This window comes from Streptomyces sp. GDS52 (assembly GCF_052246875.1).
Lineage (GTDB): Bacteria > Actinomycetota > Actinomycetes > Streptomycetales > Streptomycetaceae > Streptomyces > Streptomyces cathayae.
In genome coordinates this window covers 490733-505069 of the sequence record NZ_CM125966.1, presented here as the reverse complement: position 1 = coordinate 505069, position 14337 = coordinate 490733, and the positions used below count along the sequence as shown (strand labels likewise).

General features: G+C 73.1%; 11 protein-coding genes. 6 read left to right on the top strand and 5 right to left on the bottom strand.

Going from position 1 to position 14337, the window contains the following annotated elements; translation table 11 throughout:
* The first annotated feature begins 15 nt into the window (after nucleotides 1-15).
* Both ACTWJ9_RS02460 and ACTWJ9_RS02455 read left to right on the top strand, forming a co-directional pair.
* Complete coding sequence (locus ACTWJ9_RS02460; RefSeq protein ID WP_443295101.1) at nucleotides 16-1602, top strand: glycoside hydrolase family 13 protein; 1587 nt, start codon at nucleotides 16-18, stop codon at nucleotides 1600-1602.
* A 63-nt stretch (nucleotides 1603-1665) separates the two neighbouring features.
* Entirely contained in the window at nucleotides 1666-3840 is a 2175-nt protein-coding gene (locus tag ACTWJ9_RS02455; protein ID WP_279332389.1) for a discoidin domain-containing protein, read from the top strand.
* Between the two features lie 27 nt (nucleotides 3841-3867).
* Here ACTWJ9_RS02455 and ACTWJ9_RS02450 read toward each other — a convergent pair whose 3' ends face one another.
* On the bottom strand, nucleotides 3868-4812 hold the full coding sequence (locus tag ACTWJ9_RS02450; protein WP_443295100.1) for a DUF5996 family protein: 945 nt from the start codon (nucleotides 4810-4812) through the stop codon (nucleotides 3868-3870).
* Nucleotides 4813-5156: 344 nt separating this feature from the next.
* Here ACTWJ9_RS02450 and fdxA point away from each other — a divergent pair, with 344 nt between their 5' ends.
* Genes fdxA through ACTWJ9_RS02435 form a run of 3 tightly spaced genes read left to right on the top strand, consistent with a single transcriptional unit; the run spans nucleotide 5157 to nucleotide 6655 of the window.
* Nucleotides 5157-5483, top strand: coding sequence for a ferredoxin (gene fdxA, locus ACTWJ9_RS02445; protein WP_279332387.1), 327 nt, complete (start codon nucleotides 5157-5159; stop codon nucleotides 5481-5483).
* Nucleotides 5480-6208, top strand: coding sequence for a helix-turn-helix transcriptional regulator (locus tag ACTWJ9_RS02440; protein WP_443295099.1), 729 nt, complete (start codon nucleotides 5480-5482; stop codon nucleotides 6206-6208). Before fdxA ends, ACTWJ9_RS02440 begins: the two co-directional genes overlap by 4 nt.
* 18 nt (nucleotides 6209-6226) lie before the next feature.
* Nucleotides 6227-6655, top strand: a complete 429-nt coding sequence (locus tag ACTWJ9_RS02435) for a hypothetical protein (RefSeq protein WP_279332385.1) — start codon at nucleotides 6227-6229, stop codon at nucleotides 6653-6655.
* A 31-nt stretch (nucleotides 6656-6686) separates the two neighbouring features.
* Here the strand turns inward: ACTWJ9_RS02435 and ACTWJ9_RS02430 are convergent, their stop codons facing one another.
* Nucleotides 6687-7673: a DUF2510 domain-containing protein gene (locus ACTWJ9_RS02430; protein ID WP_443295098.1), complete on the bottom strand. Its 987-nt coding sequence runs from the start codon at nucleotides 7671-7673 to the stop codon at nucleotides 6687-6689.
* A gap of 364 nt (nucleotides 7674-8037) precedes the next feature.
* On the opposite strand from ACTWJ9_RS02430, the gene ACTWJ9_RS02425 reads away from it, so the two are divergent.
* On the top strand, nucleotides 8038-10773 hold the full coding sequence (locus ACTWJ9_RS02425; protein ID WP_443295097.1) for an ATP-binding protein: 2736 nt from the start codon (nucleotides 8038-8040) through the stop codon (nucleotides 10771-10773).
* A gap of 476 nt (nucleotides 10774-11249) precedes the next feature.
* Here the strand turns inward: ACTWJ9_RS02425 and pcaDC are convergent, their stop codons facing one another.
* Genes pcaDC through pcaG form a run of 3 tightly spaced genes read right to left on the bottom strand, consistent with a single transcriptional unit; the run spans nucleotide 11250 to nucleotide 14337 of the window.
* Nucleotides 11250-12377 (bottom strand): bifunctional 3-oxoadipate enol-lactonase/4-carboxymuconolactone decarboxylase PcaDC, encoded by a 1128-nt coding sequence (gene pcaDC / locus ACTWJ9_RS02420; RefSeq protein WP_387035295.1) that lies wholly within the window; start codon nucleotides 12375-12377, stop codon nucleotides 11250-11252.
* Complete coding sequence (pcaB, locus tag ACTWJ9_RS02415) at nucleotides 12374-13735, bottom strand: 3-carboxy-cis,cis-muconate cycloisomerase (RefSeq protein ID WP_443295096.1); 1362 nt, start codon at nucleotides 13733-13735, stop codon at nucleotides 12374-12376. Before pcaB ends, pcaDC begins: the two co-directional genes overlap by 4 nt.
* On the bottom strand, nucleotides 13732-14337 hold the full coding sequence (pcaG, locus tag ACTWJ9_RS02410; RefSeq protein WP_279332380.1) for a protocatechuate 3,4-dioxygenase subunit alpha: 606 nt from the start codon (nucleotides 14335-14337) through the stop codon (nucleotides 13732-13734). The genes pcaB and pcaG overlap by 4 nt, the downstream gene beginning before the upstream one ends.

Here is a 14337-nt window from a genome sequence, read left to right as displayed (position 1 = left end):
AGAAAGGCACCCGCCGTGGGACAGCCCACCCCCGCCCGACACGACGACGACTGGTGGCGCTCCGCCGTCATCTACCAGGTGTACGTCCGCAGCTTCGCCGACGGCGACGGCGACGGCACCGGTGATCTCGCCGGAGTCCGCGCCAAGCTGCCCTACCTCGCAGAACTCGGCGTGGACGCCCTGTGGTTCACCCCCTGGTACCTGTCCCCGATGAAGGACGGCGGCTACGACGTCGCCGACTACCGGGCGATCGACCCGGCCTTCGGTACCCTCGCCGAGGCGGAGAAACTCATCACCGAGGCGCGGGGGCTGGGCATCCGCACGATCGTCGACATCGTGCCGAACCACGTCTCCGACCAGCACCCCTGGTTCCGTGCCGCCCTCGCCGGCGGCCCCGAGCGCGACCTGTTCCACTTCCGCCCGGGCCGGGGGGAGCGCGGCGAACTGCCGCCCAACGACTGGCGGTCGGAGTTCGGCGGCCCCGCCTGGGCAAGGCTGGACGACGGCGACTGGTACCTCCACCTGTTCGCCCCCGAGCAGCCCGACCTCAACTGGGCGCATCCGGCGGTGCGCCAGGAACACGAGGACATCCTGCGGTTCTGGTTCGAGCGGGGCGTGGCCGGCGTGCGCGTCGACTCCGCCGCGCTGCCGGCGAAGGACCCCCTGCTGCCCGACCTCACCGAGGGCCTCGACCCGCACCCGTACGTGGACCGCGACGAGCTCCACGACGTCTACCGCGGCTGGCGGGCCGTCGCCGACGAGTACGGGGCCTTCTTCGTCGGCGAGGTCTGGCTCCCGGACGCCGAACGCTTCGCCCGCTATCTGCGCCCCGACGAACTGCACACCGCGTTCAACTTCTCCTTCATGACCTGCCCCTGGGACGCGGCACGGCTGCGCACCTCCATCGACGAGACCCTGGCCGAGCACGCCCCGATCGGCGCACCCGCCACCTGGGTGCTGTGCAACCACGACGTGACCCGTACGGTCACCCGCTACGGCCGCTCGGACACCGGCTTCGACTTCGCCACCAAGGCCTTCGGCACCCCGACCGACCTGCCCCTGGGCACCCGCCGGGCCCGCGCCGCCGCCCTGCTGTCGCTGGCGCTTCCCGGCGCGGTCTACGTCTACCAGGGCGAGGAACTCGGCCTGCCCGAGGCCGACATCCCGCTCGACCGTATCGAGGACCCCATGCACGCCCGCTCCGGGGGCACCGACCCCGGACGTGACGGATGCAGGGTGCCGCTGCCGTGGACGGCCGACGCGCCGCACGCCGGTTTCGGCGGCGTACCGTGGCTGCCGCAGCCCGCCGGCTGGGCCGCGTACGCCGCCGACCGGCAGGCCCGGGACCCCGGCTCCCTGCTCGTCCTGTACCGCGAGGCGATCCGCCTGCGCCCGGCCTTCGAGGACGGCCCGTTCGCCTGGCTGCCCACTGCCGACGGCGTACTCGCCTTCACCCGCGCGGACGGCGGCGCCCTCTGCGTGGTGAACCTCGCGGACACGCCCGCCGCCCTCCCGCCCCACACCGGACTGCTCCTCGGCAGCGGCCCCCTCGACCCCGACGGACGCCTGCCGAAGGACACGGCGGTCTGGCTGCGCGCCTGAGACCGCACCCGCTTGTTCCCGCACCCGCTTGTTCCCGCACCCCCCACCACGAAGGGACCAGCCATGCGCACCTCCAGATCGCCTGTCAGGGGCATGTCGGCCGTAGGTACGGTCGTCGCCGTCGCCGCCGGCATGCTCGTCGCCCTCGCGCCCGCGCCCGTCCACGCCGCCGCGGGCGCCACCCTCCCCTTCACCTCGGTCGAGGCCGAGTCCGCCCGCACCACGGGGGCGAGGATCGGCCCCGACCACACCCAGGGCACCCTCGCCTCCGAGGCCTCGGGCCGTCAGGCCGTCCGGCTCGACGCCGGTCAGCGGGTCGAGTTCACGGTGCCGCGCGCGGCCAACGCCGTGAACGTCGCCTACAGCGTCCCCGACGGGCAGTCCGGCTCGCTCGACGTCTACGTCAACGGCGAGAAGCTGGCCAAGACCCTGCCGGTGACCTCCAAGTACTCCCACGTCGACACCGGTTGGATCGCGGGCTCCAGGTCCCATCACTTCTTCGACAACGCGCGCCTGCTGCTCGACCGGGACATCCGGGCCGGTGACACGGTCGCCCTTCAGGCCACGGGTGTCCAGGTCACCGTCGACGTGGCCGACTTCGAGCAGGTGGCCGCGCCCGCCGCCAGGCCGGCCGGTTCGGTCTCCGTCACCGACAAGGGCGCCGACCCCAGCGGCCGGGGCGACTCCACGCAGGCCTTCCGGGAGGCCGTCTCCGCGGCCCGGGGCGGGGTGGTCTGGATACCGCAGGGCGAGTACCGGCTCACCTCCGCACTGGGCGGCGTCCAGAACGTCACCCTCCAGGGCGCGGGCCACTGGCACTCCGTCGTGCGCTCCTCCCGCTTCATCGACCAGTCGAACTCCGCCGGCAACGTCCACATCAAGGACTTCGCCGTCATCGGCGAGGTCACCGAGCGGGTCGACTCGAACCCCGACAACTTCGTCAACGGCTCACTCGGCCCGAACTCGTCCGTCTCCGGCATGTGGCTCCAGCACCTCAAGGTGGGCCTCTGGCTGACCGGCAACAACGACAACCTGATCGTGGAGAACAGCCGCTTCTACGACATGACGGCGGACGGCCTCAACCTCAACGGCACCGCACGCGGGGTGAAGGTCCGCGGCAACTTCCTGCGCAACCAGGGCGACGACTCGCTCGCCATGTGGTCGCTGTACGGGCCCAACGTCAACAGCAGTTTCGAGAACAACACCATCTCGCAGCCGAACCTCGCCAACGGCATCGCGATCTACGGCGGCACCGACATCACCGTCAGGGGCAACCTGATCGCCGACACCAACGCGCTGGGCAGCGGCATCGCGATCTCCAACCAGAAGTTCCTCGACCCGTTCCACCCGCTGGCCGGCACGATCACCGTCGACGGCAACACCCTGGTCCGCACCGGTGCCATGAACCCCAACTGGAACCACCCCATGGGCGCCCTGCGCGTCGACTCCTACGACAGTGCCATCGAGGCGCAGGTCAGGATCACCGACACCACCATCACCGACAGCCCGTACAGCGCCTTCGAGTTCGTCTCCGGCAGCGGGCGCGGCCACGCCGCGAAGAACATCACCGTCGACGGCGCCACCGTCGCCGGGGCCGGTACGGTCGTCGTCCAGGCCGAGACGCCGGGCGCCGCCACCTTCCGGAACGTCACCGCCACCGGCGTCGGCGCGGCCGGTACCTACAACTGCCCCTATCCGGCCGGCTCGGGCACCTTCACCCTCACCGACGGCGGCGGCAACTCCGGCTGGGACAGCACCTGGTCGGACTGCTCCACCTGGCCGGATCCCGGTGCGGGCAACCCCGACCCCGGCCCGGACCGCAACCTCGCCCGGGGCCGCACCGCGACCGCCACCGGCTCCCAGGACGTCTACACGCCGGCCAAGGCGGTCGACGGCGACGCGCACACCTACTGGGAGTCCGCCAACCACGCCTTCCCGCAGGCACTGACGGTGGACCTCGGCTCCCGCCTGGCCGTCCGGCGGCTGGTGCTGAAGCTGCCCCCGCAGCCCGCGTGGCAGACCCGCACCCAGACCCTCGCCGTCCAGGGCAGCACCGACGGCTCCGCGTACACGACGGTCCTCGCCGCCCAGGAGTACCGCTTCGACCCGGCCACCGGCAACACGGTCACCGTGCCCCTGCCGGACGGCACCGACCTGCGCCACCTCCGGCTGCGCGTCACCGGCAACACCGGCTGGCCGGCGGCCCAGTTCAGCGAAGTTGAGGCATACCTTTCCTGACGTTCTCCCGTGCGACCCCGCCGCTGCTCAGGTCCGCTGTGCGGCGGCGGGGTCGGTCACGCCTCCCGGGCAGGCGTTCCGTTCGAGGTCCCAGCCCGCCGTCTCCGCGCCGGCCCGGTAGGCGCTCCGCAGGAAGGCGAGCACGTCGGCGCGTGGTGAGGGGGTGGTCCTGGCCTGCTCGTAGTCGAGGATCGCCAGATGGCTGCCGGCGCCGCGTTCGACCCACGAGGCGGCGGCGGGCCGCAGCGGACGGCGTTCCAGCCCGGCCGGTTCGGGCGCGGTGTAGGAGTAGAACGCCGCCTTCGGGAAGGCCGGGTCGCCGAACCAGAAACCCGCGCTGATCACCTCACGGGAGTACGCCTCCCTGGTGACCGGATCGACGGAGGCGGAGTGGGCGACGGGGGTGTCGGAGAACCTGGTCACCGCGATGTCGAAGGTGTGCCAGAAGTGGTGCACCGGACTCGTCTTTCCGGACCACTCGGCGGCGTACTCCTCCAGGACCAGGTTGACCTGGGACAGGATGACCCAGTAGCGGCTCACCGACTCCTGGTCGTAGGCGCGGTGTTCCGTGTCCTGGTCGAAGGGGCGGCCGGAATCCGGGAGGTCGAAGGGGTGCGGTAGCCCGATGCGCACGGAGACGTCGAGTTCGGTGAGCGCCGACTGCAGCAGACGGTAGAAGTCGGCCACCGAGAGGCCGGGCAGCGGGAAGGACACCTCGCGACCCGCACCGGTCGTGACGAGAAGCCGGTGGTCGACGAAGTCGAAGTCGATGCAGAAGAAGCGGCCCTGGTCGTCCAGTCCCATCGGGCGGGTGGTGATGCCACGTCCGGTGAGATGGTGGGGAACGTTCCACCAGTGGTTGCGGCGGGGCGAGGCCGCGAGCCGCACCTTTCCGACCACCTGCGCGAACCGGTGCAGTGTCTCCTTGGTCGCCCGCCATTCGGCGTAGGGCAGCGAGGGAAAGAGTTCCACAGCTCCTCCAGAATGCCGCGTATGCGCATATGTCGGAACACGAGCCTGCTTGCCCTCGAAAGGTATCCCCCTCCGGGGGAGATCGAAAGCCGAGGGCGCCCGGTGTGCCCGCTCGCGGTGCGCCGGACGGGCTTGCACGATCGGTGCACCGCAGGGCGCCTCGATCTGCCGGTGAGTGCCGTGCCTCCTGGGCTGGAGCGCGATCGCGCTTCACGGGGAATCGGCTGCCTCGCCCGGACGGTGCCCTGTTTCCTGTGATTCCCGGGCGTCGCCGGTGGTGGAAGGATGCCGTGAAGCACTATTCTCACAGAGAGGATTAGTGAGAATTCGGGGAGGAGGACGTCGTGACCTATGTGATCGCGCAGCCCTGTGTCGACGTGAAGGACAAGGCGTGCGTCGACGAGTGCCCGGTCGACTGCATCTACGAGGGCCGGCGGTCCCTGTACATCCATCCGGACGAGTGTGTCGACTGCGGCGCCTGCGAGCCGGTCTGCCCGGTCGAGGCCATCTTCTACGAGGACGACACTCCCGAGGAGTGGAAGGACTACTACAAGGCGAACGTCGAGTTCTTCGACGACCTCGGCTCGCCCGGCGGGGCCTCCAAGCTGGGGCTGATCGAGCGGGACCACCCGCTGATCGCCGCGCTGCCGCCGCAGGACGGCGCGGCGTGACCTCCGGGGAGCGCGCCGGGGACGGCGACCCGGTGACCCCGCGCCGCCGTGCCGTGCTCGAGGTGCTGCGCACCGCCGGCGCGCCGCTCGGCGTCAACGAGGTGGCGGAGCGGGTGGGGGTCCACGCCAACACGGCGCGCTTCCACCTGGATTCGCTGGTGACGCGCGGGGCGGTGGAGCGGACCCTGGAGGCGCCGTCCGGGCGGGGGCGTCCCCGCGCGGTGTACGCGCCGCGGCGCGGAATGGACCGCGGAGGGCGGCGCGAGTACCGGCTGCTGGCCCGGATGCTGCTCAGCCGGCTCGCGACGGCCGGCGCCGGAGCCGAGGCGGAGGCCGTGGAGGCCGGCCGGGCCTGGGGGCGGCACCTGGTCGACCCGGCGCCGCCCTTCCACACCGTGACCGGCCGCGAAGCGGTCGACCGGCTGGTCGCACTCCTCGCCGACCTCGGCTTCGATCCTGTGGCCCCTGTGGCCCCTGTGGCCCCTGTGAGCCAGGCGGGCCCGGTGAACGACGGGTCCGATGAGGTGCCCGACGTCATCCGTCTGCGGCACTGTCCGTTCCTCGAACTCGCCGAGGAGTACCGGCAGATCGTCTGCCCGCTCCATTTGGGCCTGATGGCGGGCGCGTTGGCCGCACTGGACGCGCCCGTCGCCGCCGGCCGGCTGGTGCCGTTCGCCGAACCCGACGTCTGTCACGCCCATTTCGTCCCAGCGCGCGCCGCGTAGAGGAAGGACAGTCCGGCAGTGAACTCCGTATCGGCCGCCACAGCGGGCGCCGCCGTCTTCGTCTGGCTCGGCATGGTGCTGGCGATCTCCTTCCTGGAGGCGCCGTTGAAGTTCCGGGCGCCGGGGGTGACGATCCCGATCGGCCTCGGTATCGGCCGCATCGTCTTCCGGGCGCTCCATCTCGTCGAGATCGTCCTCGTCGTGATCACCCTTGCCGCCGTGGCGGCCGGCGGGCCCGGCACCCCGGTGGCCGTGCTCACCGTCGTGGTGGCCGTGGTGCTGGCAGCTCAACTCGGTGTGATCCGGCCCCGGCTCAACCACCGGTCCGACCGGGTGCTCGCCGGAGAGCGACTGCCCCGCTCCCACGCCCACTGGCACTACGTGGGGCTCGAGACCATCAAGGCGGTGGCGCTCCTGGTTCTCGGCGTCCTGCTTCTCGCCGCTTGAGCGCCACCCGGCCGTCGCCCGCCTCAGCGGGTCATATGTCCTGGCCGTTGCCGCCGCGGCCCTCCGCCTTCTCGATGCCCCCGATGATGTCGTCGAGGAGCGACTGCTTCTGGTCGGTGTCCAGACCGAAGCGGATCACGACGATCTGCTTCGGCTGCGCGGGGGAGGGGAGGGCCAGCGACTGGACGTACCCGTCGGAGCCCTTGCTGGTGACCGCCTTCCAGCGCACCAGGTAGCCCTTCTGCCCGGCGACGTCCACCGCCTTCGACTCGAGGACCTCGTGCGAGGTGATCCTCCCGTAGGAATCGCCGCCGTACGACTCCTCGGCATTGGCGGCGATGTCCGCCTTGGCGACCTCCTCGGCGGTGGAGCCGCGGATGCCGAGGGCCGGCGCCGGCATCGAGTAGGCCCCGCCCTTGGTGCAGGTGCTGGAGGTGTTGCCGGGGCATTCGTAGGTGTCGTCCGACATGATCTGGGCGCCCACTTGGCCCTCCTGGCCGTACCAGCCGTCCGGGATGGGCAGGCTGATTCCGCTCAGCCCGTCGGTCACCGACCCGCTCTCCACCCGCGGCGGCTTCGAGGTGTCCGGGCCGGAGTCCTTTCCGTCGGGGCCGCCCTCAGGACCGCCTTCCGAACCACCCGGACCCTGCGCGGTCGCGGAGTTGCCGCCGCCGCTGTCGCCGGGCAGCGCGTACACGCCGATCCCGATGCTCGCCAGCACCGCGACGGCCGCGGCCACGGCGATGCCGATCAGCAGCCCGCGCCGCCGTCCGGAGCCCGAGCCGGACCGCACGGTCCCGGGATACCCCTGGTGCACCGGATACCCCGGGTACGCCGGATGGGCCGGGTACGCCGGGTGGGCCGCCGTGCCCGGTGCCGGAGGGCCCCAGGCGGATGCCGAGCCCGTCGGCCGGACCTGGTCCGTCCAGGCGGTGCCGTCCCACCAGCGCTCGGTGGCCGGTCCGTCATTCGTCTGCCCGGGGTCGGGATGCCACCCGGGAGGAGTCGCCTGCGTCATGCCCCCACCGTATGAGGCGTCGATGAAAGCCGGATGAGACCGGACGGGACCGGAGGGGAGAGGTCCGTCACCTCCGGTGACCGGCCGCCCTCCGCGCACTCCTGTACGGCCGGTGCGCCGCCGCTTCGCCGCGGGCCTTCCCCTCCTCGGCGCGCTCCTGCGAAAATGATCCGACGGGCCGTCACCATCACATCCGCAGACAGCTGTTGACTCCTCATCCCCAGGTGGGCGGCGGGACGCGTCGACCTCTGTACCGCGTGTCACCCGTCACGGCAAGAGCGGGCACGGTACTGCTCCATCAGGGCCGTCGGAGGACTACGCTCGACGGCTGTACGTCGTTCGGGCGACTTGGGGAGGCAGCGGGATGACGGAGGTACGGCCCACGGGCGAGGCCTCGCCCTCGCTCTGGGAGCGGGACGAGGAGGTCGCCGCCATCACCGCGGTGGTCGACACCCTGTGCGCGGACCGGTCCTCACCCGGAAACCTGCTGGTGCTCCGGGGCGAGGCGGGGCTCGGCAAGACCGCGCTGCTCGCCGAGACCCGGCGCATCGCCGAACAGCGCGGCTGCACCGTCTGGTCGGCCCGCGGCGGCGAGACCCTGCGCTCCGTCCCCTTCAACGTCGTACGCCAACTCCTCCAGCCCGCACTGGTGTCGATGCTGCCGGAGGAGGTCCGCGAGTACCTCGGCGACTGGTACGACATCGCCGGCCCCGCCCTCGGCGTCGCGGAGCCCGGTGACCGGCACATCGACCCGCAGGGCGTCTGCGAGGGGCTGACCGCCGCGGTGCGCCGGCTGGCCCGCCGGGACTGGCCGCTGGTGCTGACCGTCGACGACGTCCACTGGGCCGACCAGGAGACCCTGCACTGGCTCGCCGTCCTCGCCGAACGCCTGGCGGAGGTGCCCGTCCTCGTCGTGGTCGCCCGCAGACCGGGCGAGGTCTCCGGGGTGAGCGCCCGCCACCTGGATGCCGTCGCCGAGGCGGCCGAGCACCCCGTCACCGTGCTCAGCGCCCTGACCCCGCTCGCCACGGCCGGACTCACCCGCGCCACCCTGGGCGAGAACGCGGACGCCGCGTTCTGCCGCGAGGTGTGGGCCGTCACCGGCGGCAACCCGTACGAGACCGTCGAACTCCTCGCCAAGGTCCAGGACAGCGAACTCGAACCCGTCGAGACCCACGCGGGCGAACTGCGCGCGCTGAACCGCTCCGCCCGCGGCGGCGGACTCGTGGCCCGCCTGGAACAACTCGGCATAGACTCCACCCGGTTCGCCTGGGCCGCCGCCATCATCGGCACCGACATCACCGTCGACCTGGTGGCCCGGCTCGCCACCCTGAACCGTGACGACGCCGTCCGCTGCGCCGAACTCCTGCGCGGCGCCCGCATCCTCACCGTCCCCGACCCCGGCACCGGCCGTACCGGCGTGGCCGACCTCGAGTTCGTCCACCCGCTCATCGCCACCGCCGTCTACAACTCCATCCCCGACGCCCTGCGCCGGGCCATGCACGGCATCGCCGCCCGGATCGTCACCGACTCCGGACGCGGCGCCGCGTCCGCCTCCCGGCACCTCCTCGAAGTCCACCCGGACGACGACGAGGAACTCGTGTGGCAACTGCGTGAGGCCGCCCGCGAACACCTCGCCACCGGCGCCCCGGACGCGGCCCGCCGCTGCCTGGAACGCGCACTGGAGGAACCGCCCCGCCCCGAGGTCCACGCGCACGTGCTCTACGAACTGGGCCGCGCCACCTTCCTCACCGCGCCCGCCCGGACCATCGGCCATCTGCGGACCGCGCTCGGCATGTCCGGTCTCGACGGCGCCGCGCGGGTGGACGCCGTGGTCCGGCTCTCGCAGGCGCTGCTGCACAACAACCAGACGGAGGAGGCCCTGCGCACCGTCGAGGCGGAGGCCGCCCGGCTGGAGCCGGGACCCGCCCGGATGAAGCTGCAGGCCGTGCGGTTCATGTGGGAGGGCGTCCACGCCGGCGAGACCAGCACACCCGGCCGCAGCGAACGCCTGGCCGACCTCGCCGCCACCTGCACCGGCCGCGACAACTCGGAGCGCGCACTGCTCGTCCTGCGCGGCTTCGACGCCATGATGTGCGGCGAGAACGCCGAGGAGGTCGCCGAGATCTGCGACCGCGCCCTCGTCAACGGCCGCCTCGCTCCCGGCTTCGGCTGGACCGACTCCGAATGGGGCGTCGAACTGCTGCTGATGCTGGCCGGGGTCTACGCCTACACCGACCGCCTGGACCGCGCCGAAAGCCTCTACAACGAGGCCCTGCGCGCCTACGAGACGGCAGGCTGGAGCGGCGGCCACCTGGCCCTCGCCCACGCCTACGTCGGTCTCGGGCACCGCAGACGGGGCCGCCTGGTGGCGGCGGAGAAATCGTTGCGCGAGTCCCTGCGCCTGGCCGAACGCGTCGGCCGCGGTCTGCCCCTGTACTGGACGGCGACCTGCAACCTGGTCGACACCCTGCTCGCCCGCGGGCACGTGGACGAAGCCCGGGCGGTCGCCGAGCGGCACGGCTTCGCACCACCCTACCCGTCCACCATCGTGCTCCCCGACCTCCGCTCGGTGCGCGGCAGACTGCTGCTCGCGGCCGGCCGCACCGAGGACGGCGTCAACGAACTGGAGGCCGCAGAGAAGGCGGCGGCCTCCCGCGGCCACCACAACCCCGTCCACGTCTTCTGGGCCGCCGACCTCGCCCGCGCCCTCGCCGGGACGGACCCGGCCCGTGCCGCCCGGCTCGCCGTGGAGTACCGCAGGCAGGCCGAACGCTTCGGCACAGACACCGCCATAGGGGAGGCCCTGCGCTGTGCCGCCGCTCTGGAGACCGGCCAGCGGGCGGTACGGCTCGCCGCCCAGGCCGTCGCCTACCTGGAGTCCTCGCCCTGCCAGTACGAACACGCCGTCGCCCGCGTCGAGTACGGCATCCTCGCCCGCTCGAAGGCCGACCTGGAGCGCGGTCTGGCGCTCGCCCGGTCCTGCGGCGCGGACGGGCTGGCCGCGCGGGCCCGGGCCGAACTGGCCTCGGTCACCGGACCGGCGCCGACCGCCACACCGGCCCCGGCCGGCGGGCGTGTCCCGGACAACCGGCCGTAGCCCCTGCCTCCCGGCCCCGGCTCCTGGCTCTGGCTCCGGCTCCTGGCCCGGGACCCTGGCCTCGGCTCCGGCTCCTGGCCCCGGGACCCTGGCCCCGGGACTCTGACTCCGGCTCCTGGCTCTGGCTCTGGCTCCGGGACCCTGGCCCCGGCTCCTGCCTCCCGGCCCCGGCTCCTGGCTCTGGCTCCGGCTCCTGGCCCGGGACCCTGGCCTCGGCTCCGGCTCCTGGCCCCGGGACCCTGGCCCCGGGACTCTGACTCCGGCTCCTGGCTCTGGCTCTGGCTCCGGGACCCTGGCCCCGGCTCCTGGCCCCGGCCCCGGCTCCTGGCCCCGGCCCCGGCTCCTGGCCCCGGCCCCTGACTCTGGCCCCGGACGGTGGGCGGGGCCAGGACGGCCGGCCGTAATGCCCCGCCCCCGCACGACCGCCGTAATGCCCGGGCCCGCACGACCGCCGTAACGCCCGGGCCCCGGGCCCGTCACGACGTGCCGTCGGTCTCCTCCGCCAGTACCCGCTGGGCCGTCGCGAAGGCCGAGTTGGCCGCCGGTACGCCGCAGTACACCGCCGTCTGCATCAGCACCGCTCCGATCTCCTCGGCGGTGAGCCCGTTGCGCAGGGCCGCGCGGACGTGCATGGCCAGCTCGTCGTAGTGGCCGTGCGCGACCAGCGCGGTGAGCGTGATCATGCTGCGTTCGCGGCGGGTGAGCGTCGGATCGGTCCAGATCTCCCCCCAGGCGTAGCGCGAGATGAAGTCCTGGAACTGCGCGGTGAACGCCGTCTGCCGGGCCTGGGCCCGGTCCACGTGCGCGTCCCCGAGGACCTCGCGCCGTACCCGCATCCCGCTCGCCGCGTCCCCGCCGAAGTGGGCCCGCAGCGCCGTCAGCACCGCCTCGGGACGCTCCGCCGGCGCCAGATGAGAGGCGCCCGGGATCTCCACGAGCCCCGCGCCCGGCACCGCGTCGGCGATCTCGCGCAGATGCGCCGGGGGCGTCGCCGGGTCCTCCCGGCCGGCCACCAGCAGGGTCGGCACCCGGATCTGTGCGAGGTGCTCCCGCAGATCGAACGCGGCCAGCGCGTCGCAGCAGGCGGCATACGCCCCGGGATCGGCGTCCCGGTGGTCGCGGACCAGCCCCGGCACCGTGAAACCGGGCGTGAACCAGCGGGCGTCCGCACTCTCCGCGAGCCCCGAAAGGCCCTCGCTCCGCACCAGCGCCGCCCGCTCCTCCCACGCCTTCGCGCCGTTGAAGTGCGCCGAGGAGCAGATCACGGCCAGTGACGTCACCCGCTCCGGGTGGCGCACGGCCAGCTCCAGCCCCACCGCTCCGCCCAGCGACACGCCCGCATAGGCGAACCGCTCGATGCCGAGCGTGTCGGCGAGCCCGATCACCAGGTCCGCCAGCTCACCGACGGTCGCGCCGGGCCCGATCAGCCCGGCCGCCGAACCGCCGTGCCCCGGCAGGTCCCAGCGGACCACCCGGTGCGTGATCGACAGCTCGGGCGCCACCTTGTCCCACAGGGCGTACGACGTGCCCAACGAGGGACCGAGCAGCAGCGGGGGAGCGGAACTCGGCCCCTCGGCACGGTGGTTGAGGACGGTGTCGGTCACGAGCGCTCCAGTGCACGGTCGGTGAGGGGTCCGGCGGAGCCGGTGTAACGGGTGGGATCGGTCAGGGCGGCGATCTCGGAGGTGCCGGTGTTCTTCAGTTCCGGCAGTTCGCCCGACTCGACCTGTTCGGCGAGGAGTTCACCGAGGTCGTGGCCCTCGCCGTAGGCGCGCCGTGCCAGGCGGGTGAGCAGTTCCTTCGCCCGGCTGCGGCCGAGTACGGGTGCCAGCTCCGCGGACAGCCGCTCGGAGACGATCAACCCGTGGGTGAGGCCGAGGTGTTCACGCATCACGTCCGGGTGCACCCGCAGCCCCTCGGAGAGTTCGGCGGCGTCCCGGGCCGCGCCACCGGCCAGGCGGAGCAGGTCCCGCAGTGGTTCCCACTCGGCGTGCCAGGCACCCGCCGGCCGCTCGTCCTCGGCCACCAGCGAGCCGTACAGCGTGGCCGCGAGCTGCGGTGCGCGCCGGGCCGCCGCCGCGATCAGCGTCGAACGCACCGGATTGGCCTTGTGCGGCATGGCCGAGGAGCCGCCGCCGCTGCCCTCGGAGAGCTCCGCGATCTCGGTGCGGGAGGCGGTGAGCACGTCCGCCGCGAGCTTGCCCAGCGCCCCCGTGGTGAAGGCGAGGGCGCCGGCGAGATCGGCCACCGGAGTGCGCAGCGTGTGCCAGGGGAGAGCGGGCGGGCACAGTCCGAGCTCCCGGGCGTAGATCGCGGGCAGCGCGGTCGCGTCCGTCGCCCCGTACGCCGTGAAGGCCGCCAGGGTGCCGGCGGCACCGCCGAGCTGGGCCGGCAGTGAGGCGCGTACGGCCGTCGCCCGGTCGCGGGCGTCGAGCACCAGCGACCGCCACCCGGCGGCCTTCAGCCCGAACGTCGTCGGCACCGCGTGCTGGGTCAGCGTCCGCCCCGGCAGCACCGTGTCGCGGTGCTCGGCGGCGAGAACGGCCAGCGCCCGCTGACAGCGGTCGAGGTCGTCGAGGAGCGGGCCCAGGGCGCGGTGGGCGACCAGCATCATCGCCGTGTCCATGATGTCCTGGCTGGTCGCACCCCGGTGCACAAAGGGGCCGTGCTCCTCGCCGACCGCCCGGGTCAGATCCGCGACCAGCGGGATCACCGGGTTCCCGCCGCCCCGCGCACGCTCGGCGAGGGACGCGGGATCGAAGCGACCGGGCTCGGCGGCCACCTCCGTGACCACCGTCGCGGCCTCGGCGGGGACCAGCCCCGCGGTCGCCTGCGCCCGGGTCAGCGCGGCCTCGGCGTCCAGCAGGGCACGCAGAAAGGCGCCGTCACCGGTCTCGGCGGCGGCCGGGGAACCGGCCCACCCGGGGGCGAGCAGGCCGGTACCGGTATCGGGTGAGGTCACTGGAACTCCAGGAAGACCGTCTCGCCCTCGCCCTGGAGGCGGATGTCGAAACGGTACGTCCCGTGGCCCTCGTCCACCGCGATCAGCGTGGAGCGGCGGTCCGCGTCGAGCCGGGACAGCAGCGGGTCCGCCGCGAGCACGGCCTCGTCGCCGGGCAGGTGGATCCGGGTGAACAGATGCATCAGCAGGCCCCGCGCGAACACGCACACACTGAGGTACGGCGCGTGCTGTCCGCGCGCCCCCGGCCGCAGCGTGCGCACGTACCAGTGGCCGTCGGCATCGGTCTGGATCCGGCCGAAGCCGGTGAACTCCACCCCGTTGCGGCCCAGGTGGTCGCCGCTCGCCGGGTCCCGCCGCATCGAGCCGTCGGCCGTCGGCAGGTCGCCCTTCGGATCGGCGCCCCACACCTCCAGCAGCGCGTCCGGCAGCGGCTTGCCCTCGCCGTCGTACACGTACCCGTGCACGGTGACGGTGTCCGGGTGGCCGAGCGGCGCGATGTCCTCGCCGCCGCGGAAGGGCAGCGCGTAGCCGTAGAACGGGCCGACGGTGTGCGAGGGGGTGGGCAGCACGTTCTCCGGGCTGCTCGTGTCGATCTTCGTCAT